This is a genomic window from Chitinophaga sp., from assembly GCF_035564935.1.
In the GTDB taxonomy this organism is placed as follows: domain Bacteria; phylum Bacteroidota; class Bacteroidia; order Chitinophagales; family Chitinophagaceae; genus Chitinophaga.
This window is the reverse complement of sequence record NZ_DATMTE010000619.1, coordinates 1-7735: the sequence shown is the minus strand read 5'-3', so window position 1 is coordinate 7735 and position 7735 is coordinate 1. Positions and strand designations below refer to the sequence as shown.

Annotated in this window: 9 protein-coding genes; 3 read left to right on the top strand and 6 right to left on the bottom strand. The window is 45.1% G+C overall.

All coding sequences use genetic code 11. The annotated features are described in order from the left end of the window. The 4 genes from VN105_RS15800 to VN105_RS15785 form a co-directional block, all read right to left on the bottom strand. A partial coding sequence (locus VN105_RS15800) for a hypothetical protein (protein ID WP_325642494.1) occupies positions 1-261 on the bottom strand: 261 nt, incomplete at its 3' end. Between the two features lie 92 nt (positions 262-353). After that, the gene (locus tag VN105_RS15795; RefSeq protein WP_325642493.1) at positions 354-1067 is read right to left on the bottom strand and encodes a hypothetical protein; all 714 of its coding nucleotides are present in this window, start codon (positions 1065-1067) and stop codon (positions 354-356) included. 1 nt (position 1068) lies between these two features. Beyond that, positions 1069-1560 carry a hypothetical protein gene (locus VN105_RS15790; protein WP_325642492.1) on the bottom strand — a complete coding sequence of 164 codons (492 nt, stop codon included), beginning with the start codon at positions 1558-1560 and terminating at the stop codon, positions 1069-1071. 18 nt (positions 1561-1578) lie between these two features. Continuing rightward, positions 1579-1965, bottom strand: a complete 387-nt coding sequence (locus VN105_RS15785; protein WP_325642491.1) for a hypothetical protein — start codon at positions 1963-1965, stop codon at positions 1579-1581. 297 nt (positions 1966-2262) lie between these two features. On the opposite strand from VN105_RS15785, the gene VN105_RS15780 reads away from it, so the two are divergent. After that, the gene (locus tag VN105_RS15780; RefSeq protein ID WP_325642490.1) at positions 2263-4233 is read left to right on the top strand and encodes a sensor histidine kinase; all 1971 of its coding nucleotides are present in this window, start codon (positions 2263-2265) and stop codon (positions 4231-4233) included. Further along, on the top strand, positions 4199-4834 hold the full coding sequence (locus VN105_RS15775) for a response regulator transcription factor (protein ID WP_325642489.1): 636 nt from the start codon (positions 4199-4201) through the stop codon (positions 4832-4834). The genes VN105_RS15780 and VN105_RS15775 overlap by 35 nt, the downstream gene beginning before the upstream one ends. Before the next feature lie 36 nt (positions 4835-4870). Here the strand turns inward: VN105_RS15775 and VN105_RS15770 are convergent, their stop codons facing one another. Beyond that, positions 4871-5113 carry a hypothetical protein gene (locus VN105_RS15770; RefSeq protein ID WP_325642488.1) on the bottom strand — a complete coding sequence of 81 codons (243 nt, stop codon included), beginning with the start codon at positions 5111-5113 and terminating at the stop codon, positions 4871-4873. 348 nt (positions 5114-5461) lie between these two features. Here VN105_RS15770 and VN105_RS15765 point away from each other — a divergent pair, with 348 nt between their 5' ends. Further along, on the top strand, positions 5462-7051 hold the full coding sequence (locus tag VN105_RS15765; RefSeq protein WP_325642487.1) for a glycoside hydrolase family 71/99-like protein: 1590 nt from the start codon (positions 5462-5464) through the stop codon (positions 7049-7051). Positions 7052-7104: 53 nt separating this feature from the next. Here the strand turns inward: VN105_RS15765 and VN105_RS15760 are convergent, their stop codons facing one another. Further along, entirely contained in the window at positions 7105-7656 is a 552-nt protein-coding gene (locus tag VN105_RS15760) for a ferritin (RefSeq protein WP_325642486.1), read from the bottom strand. Positions 7657-7735 lie beyond the last annotated feature (79 nt).

Here is a 7735-nt window from a genome sequence, read left to right as displayed (position 1 = left end):
GGATACAAAATGTAACCATTGATCTTTGTTCTGTGAGAAAAACTTCAAATTAATAGAACATAATGGCAGGAAATACTTTCTGTGATTCTCTAAATCGTCATAAAAAACATCCTGGTATTCCGGAAATATTTTAATGAAGTTACCTGGTATATCCATTTTGCTGGTTTTATTTACCAAAGATAGTTGCTTACATGCTGTTTGTAATATTAAATAATGGATACCTGGGCCACGATCAATACTTATGATTCTGTGTAAACGCATCTGGAGGATTTAAAAATTGCATAAATAAGGGCTGACCATAAGTAATGGTCAGCCCTTTTACGGCATGTTATCAGGCATTTATTACTATCCTGTTACTTCATTTTAAACTTTGCTTTCAGAAACTGGTCCAGATCTGCTATGTAGCCATCATAGAAGGCTTCAATAATTTTCTTATTATTCGGGTTTACAATTTTGCCTTCCGGGTCAAAGATGCTGTCGGGGTAAGCCAGCTTATAATTAATTTTACGTGAAGTTGCCTGACCTAAAAGACCACCATGCGGGGAAACAGCGCTTTGCGTACGACCATCAGTGGGCTGTATAAACTTAAACTCATTAAACGGCACGTCCTGTTCAGAAACCACGTCATCGCCTGGGCTGATGCGCAATTTTGCATCGAAAACAGAAGCGTAGATTTTGGAGTTACCACCGGCGCGGATGGAAATATATCCTTCCTCGGGCACAGCGAACATATAGATCAGACCTGTGAGATCGGCAAAGCAGGTTTGCTTGTTTCCTATGGTGGCAAAATCGCGGTACACCACAACGGTACCACCATTAAGTACCGTATCGATCTTCAGGGTCGGCCTGTTTTTCAGGTACTCCAGGATGCCTTCTAAAAGCTGCCGCTGTTTCTTACCATCATAGGAAAGTTTCACATCGTACTGGTTACTGAGCGGTTTTACCATCCCGTAATTTCCATATGTCCCTTTCTCAATAACTATTTCATAGTATTTACCCTGTGAGAACCCCGAAAGGCTTATGGCCAGCAGGCTGGCGACCAATATTGTTCTGAATATGTAGTTCATATCAAAAATAGTTACCTGCCCGTGAACTGTTTATTTTATTATCCACTTTGGTGACGATGCCATTTTTATCTACAAATAAGGTGGTAGTTTCCACATATTGACTGGCCCATTGTGTATCTTTTGCCTTCACTGTTTCTGAACTTACTGCCTGTCCGAAAACGTTATAACCTGTGATGGTATACCCGGGCGTATAGCTCCCTCCCGAATAGTTGGATACCTTTTCATACACCACCACTTGCCCGCCGTTTCCATCGGGGAAAGCTTTGGTAGGAGCGCCCCATTTTTTGTAGACATCTGCGAGGCTGACCCCTATCCATGAATTTTTCCAGTTCTCGCGGTTATAAATACCACGCTGAAAGTCAGCATAATATTTATCATCTTTATAACGCTGCTCCAGCGCTTCTTTCATCCGCTTCTCCAGTTTTGCCTGCGCAAAAGCGGTAATGGAAAGAAGCATCAGGATAACCGCTGATATATACTTCGGGTATTGCATGGAAAATATTTTGCCGCATTAAAATTTGTAGGTAAGAAGAACAGATAACACAGTACCCGGATTGGCCGATTCTTCTTTCTTCAATACGCCATCTACATAAATCCCTACTTTCAGCGAGGAAGCATTACTGGTGCCGGCTCCATTTACAACAATATTAGCATTGTAAGCGCCGGCGGGGGCGGTAAGCTCAGGACTGGTCCAGGAAGTACCGCTAAGATTGGTGGCGCTATGTGCATCGCCATCCACTCCATAAGAAGCTGTGCTGATACTTCCCCCTGCTGAAGCGGTGGCAATAAACTGTACTTTGTGTGTAACGGATGTTGGATTATCATCCTTATCTTTGGAACAGGATGATGTAAGCATTGCAGCGAACAGGATACTTACAATGGATAATTTTCTGTACATATGCTATGATTTGTAATTTGGCCTACTCTGAATTAACCCGGTTTTCGGCAACCCCGTTTGTTTGTGTGCAGCGCAAGCTGATTTTATGATGCACCTGGCGTTATGGGATGGATCACATCTTTAGAAAACTACAGGACAATCGCTTCAAACCTTTTATGCCAGTACGTGGAACAAAATTACTTACGAAAACAAGGGCTTCCAATGCCGGCAAATGGTCATTTTGCATATAGCTGTTTTCAGTCATTCTGCTGATGTATCTTTATTATTACAGTTATATGTAACAACTTGCAAATTGTTATGAAACTTTCTACACTCGTATTTATTCTTCTGCTGTCATTTACCCTGGCCGAAGCCCGGCAGGCTCCGGGGAAACTTGAAAAGGACAGTCTTGCCGCCATTCTAAAGCAAGCGGCAAATGATAGTATCAAAGCCCGTGTGAGCTTTCTCCTGTCTGATGAATGGAAAGAGGAAGACTCTACCCTGTCAAAAAAATATGCGCAGCTTGGCATAGGGCTCAGTAAAGGCCATCCTTTCCTGGAAGGCATTTCCGTATTATATGAGGGCCGTCAGCTTGCCACCACAGCGCCCGATTCTGCTGCCAAACTTTTCATGAAGGCGGAAAACATGTTGAAGAAATTTCCGGGCAAAGAAGCTTTACTTTTTCGCGCTATGTGCTGGCATGATTATGCACGGGTATTCCACTTCGATAAAGATGACCCCGAAACCTATGTGAACCTGCTCGTAACCCAGGCCATACCACTGGCGCAAAAGTCCGGCGACCAACTCTACCTGGGAAAGAACTACCTGGATCTTGCCTATGGGTTTAAAAACCTGAGAGAGCATGCCAAAGCTAAAATATACCTGCAGCTTGCAATAGAAACATTACGGAACAGGAAAGGAAATGTCAGCTACCTGGCTACTGCTTATCATACTTTATCGGAGAATTATTCGTTGTCCGGCGATTCAGCTAATGCCAGTCTGTATCTCGACAGTATGCGGGTGTTACTGGCGCCTTACCCCCAAGCCAGCGAATGGCTGGATTACTATGCAGGTGAAAGTATGCGCCTTACCATTGCCGAAAAGTTTGACCAGTCCCTTGCAGTAGCGGAAAAAGGTATTGCCCTGGCACAACAACTGCATCAGCCATATCCTGAACAACGGTTGTTGCTGCAAAAATTCTATGCGCTGTATAATAAGAAAGATCTTGCCCAGGCCCGCCGTGTAGGGCTGGATCTCTACAGCAAACTGCCCTTTATGAATACCTCCGCCAACCGGCTCTTGTTGTACTATGGCATGATGGCTACCAATGAAGACCTGAAAAATATTCCCGAAGCATTTGTATGGCTGAAACGCTATAGCTACTTAAGCGACAGCGTTGCCCAAAGTAACCTGGCCACAAAGATCAATGCACTGGAAATAAAATTCAGGAATGCAGAAAATCAACGAAAAATTGTGGAATTAAACGCATCCAACGACAAAGTGAGCTATGCGCTAAAACGAACCATCCTGTTAAGCTGGTCACTGGGTTTAATAAGTGTGCTTTTACTGGCAGTTCTATTACTGGGATATTTCTTTTATAAAAACAAAAAGAAAACAGCCGCCCAGCAGGAACAGATAAAGATATCGCATGCAATGCTGCAAGGCCAGGAAGAAGAACGCAAACGGGTAGCGCGGGATCTTCACGACAGCCTGGGAGGATTGCTGGCATCTACGAAAATCAATCTTTCAAAAATTGCCGGCAGCGGAAATGCCGGTCAACGGCCCGAACTGGAAAGTATCATCGGCCAGATGGATACTTCGGTAACAGAACTTAGACGGATTGCCCACAATATGATGCCCGAGATGTTGTTACGCCTGGGACTTGAAGCTGCACTGAAAGATCTTTGCGATTCATTTGAAACGGAAAAAACAACCGTCCGCTTCCTGTGTATCGGCATCCAGCCTGATATCCGGCAGTCAGAACAAGTGATTATTTACCGTATTGCCCAGGAGCTGTTAACCAACGCAATAAAACATGCTGATGCAAAAAATATCCTGCTCCAATGTAACCAGCGAAGCAACCGTTTTTTTATTACGGTAGAAGATGATGGCGCTGGTTTCGACGAAGGGATCCTGCACGAAAACCAGGGCATGGGTTTCATTAATATTAAGAACAGAGTGGCTTACCTGAATGGTAAAATAGATGTGCTTTCCAAAGGCCATCAACCAGGTACCTCCATAAACATTGAACTGTATGTTACAACCGAAATACAAGCTGGCCATTCTTGACGATCATCCTGTAGTACTTCAGGGGCTGGTCAATGTGCTTTCAGGGGAGGAAGCATTTGAAATTGCCGGCACCTTTACCAGCGCAGCGGATTTTCTTCAATTTTTCAATAGCAACCATGTTCATGTAGTGTTGCTCGATATTATTCTTCCGGACGGGAACGGGATGGATCTGTGTAAAGAAATTAAAACAATAGCACCCGATACCATTGTGCTGGCATTGAGCAATCACGATCAACGCAGCGCTATTATGAAAATGCTTGAAAACGGGGCAAGTGGTTACCTGCTCAAAAATGCATCTATAGAAGAACTGGTGCGTGGTATCTACGATGCCCTGCAGCACCAGATCGTATTCAGCGATGCCATAAAGGAAATCATTGCCAGGCCCGGATTGAAGCACCTCAACGATATCCCGGTGCTTACTGCGAGAGAGCAGGAAATTTTGAAGCTCATTGCTTCCGGTATCACTACCAGGCGCATTGCAGAAATGCTTTTTTTAAGCAAGTTCACCGTTGAAAATCATCGTAAAAACCTGCTGCAGAAATTACAGGTAAAAAATGTGGCGGCACTTATTAAGGCAGCGAGCCAGCATGGGCTGCTCTGATATCTTTGATCGTTTCCACCCGCTGTACTACCGGGGCTATATTAGTTCCGGCCGGGAAAGGCGCGTTTGCATTTGCAGTGGTGTGGATGCTTTATTTTGTGCCGGCTTCAGCGGAAAGGGTGATGTACTTATTGCTTCACCGGAAGCCAGGGGAAAAGGCCCGGAGGCAACAGATTGTTCCTGCGGTGCAGGATGAGCAATACCCGAAGTACTATGACTAGGTGCAGCCGCTGCTGAAGTGGAGGAATCAGCCTGGGATTTAGCTGTATCTCGTACCATAATTATTATTGAGGGATTGGGTATTTCATCTGTTATTATATAGATAAGATACGGATTAAATCCCGATTAACAAACAAATTAACGCGGCTGCTAACAAATACGTTAACAGCACTCAAGCGGGCCAAATGGCATTATATAACTAAAAAATATATTCCTTACAAATCCTGCTGCCACCGGCATTCCAGCTCACTTCCTAATTATTTTCCTTTTATATTATTAGGCGCTGCTACAGGCTATAGGTAATTTTCGCCTCTGAAAAATCGATACAAATCCTCGTCCGGCCTGATGTGTTGTTTACCACGAATTTACTATACAATTCCACTTATAACCATCATCAAAATCAAGTTCATGAAACAAATGATTTCCTTATTCAACACCTTTCCCGGTGTTATGCAAAAGCTGGGGTATCACTGCCTCCTGTTAACCAGTATGGCCTGTTCCAATAAAGACATGCTGGAGCAAACCGGTGATCCCGCCGCCCCGGGTACAAAAAGCGGTATCCGTACCATGGCCGTTTCGCCGGTAGGCGATGTGGTAGGCAAACTGGTAGTTGGCTACCAGGGATGGTTTGCCTGCAAAAATGACGGCTCTCCTTCCAACAACTGGGTCCATTGGGGCAGTACTCCCGGCGGCCTTCCTCCTTCACCAGGTCATCAAACATTTGAACTGTGGCCCGACACAAGAGAGTATAGCACAACTTTCCAAACAGGCTATGCCAACCTGGGTAATGGTCAGCCTGCAAAATTATTCTCCTCCTGGACCGATCAAACTGTAAACACCCACTTTATGTGGATGCAGCAATACGGTATTGATTGCGCAGCCATGCAACGATTCGGTAAAAGCACCCCTCAAAAAGACGGGATTGCCAGTAAAGTAATGGCTGCCGCGCAAACCTATGGCCGCAAATTTTATGTGATGTACGACATCTCCGGCTGGACTAACTTTCAGACAGAAATAAAACCCGACTGGACAAATGTGATCGTAAATACGCTTCATCTTACTGCTTCGCCAGCCTATGCCAAACAGAACGATAAACCTGTAGTTTGCATATGGGGTGTGGGTGTAGCAAACCGTCCGGGTAACGTTACTTCCTGGACAGATGTGATCAACTGGTTCAAAGCACAGGGTTGTTATGTGATTGTTGGCGGCCCGCGCGACTGGCGCACCCAAACGGCAAACCTGCCTGCTTACAATGCCAGCAATATGATCATGCCCTGGGCCACCGGTACCTTCAGCAATATTACCGGCGCCAATAATTATGTATCTACCATCGCAGCGGATTTTGCCTACTGCAACAGTAATGGCATAGATTACCAGGCAGAGGCTTTTCCGGGCTTCGCATGGTCTAACTGGAAAGGAGGTGCACCTAACCAGATCCCGAGGTTGCACGGCGATTTTATATGGCAGCAATTCGCCAACATCAGGAACCAGGGAATACCAAGCGTATATGTAGGGATGTTTGATGAATACGATGAAGCCACCGCTATTGCCAAAGCTGCAGAAGATGTATCCATGATACCTGCCAATCAATATTTCCTGACACTGGATGCTGATGGTGTACATGTGTCATCCGACTTTTATTTACGGCTGACAGGTGACGCTGCCAAAATGATCAAAGGGCAAACACCATTGGTATGGACGCATCCCACTCCCCATGTGGTAAGTACAGGCGGCGTCACATTTTACCAGAATACCAACTATGGCGGCACTGCCAGCCAGGTATTGCCTGTTGGCAACTATACCATGTCCCAGTTAGCCGCACAGGGAGTGCCCAACGATTGGGCATCTTCTGTTAAAATACCCGCCGGCCGCACATTAATTATTTATGGAGATGATAACTTTTCAGGTACTTCCTGGACACGTACCGGCAACACGCCCGACTTTACGGTATTAAGCCCTTCGGCAAACGATAAGATGTCGTCCTGCAGGGTGCAATAAATTATAAAGCAGGGGTTAAATCCCCTGCTTTATAACATTATGAATCCCCTTAGTTATGGGTTCTCTACTGTTTTTGTTTCTGCCAGCTCTGCTTCATCAGGTTGTTTTTCCAGGTCACGATCCAATGCGTACAGCGCCTCACCTGTAGCCTTTTCACCACCTGCCACTTTAATCTTATCCAACAAACCCAGTGCAAGTGTTTCTTCTTCCGTTTGTTCCTTTACAAACCACTGCAGGAAATTCCATGTAGCCCAATCCCCTTCATCAAAGCTCATCTTTACCAATTTATAAATGCCTGCGGTGTTATTGATCTCCTGCTGAAACACCTGTTCAAAACAATGCTGCACACTGGTGGGATCGGCCGGTGGTTGTGGAATAGCAGCTATCTCTACCTTTCCACCTCTTTCCAGGATATACTCGAGGAATTTCATCATGTGATTACGCTCTTCGTTGGCATGACGAAAAAGGAAATTGGCAATTCCATTGTACGCCTCACCTGCAGCCCAGGCGCCGTAAGACAAATATATCTGCGCCGCCAGCGCTTCCTGGGTCATTTGGTTGTTGAGTCCTGCCTGTAAACTGGCTGAAAGTCTGTTTCTATTCATGACATCAGTTTTAGGATGAATGCTGTTCACTTACAACAAAATGCCAAATCAAAAACTACACCATAAGAATGGTGTTGTG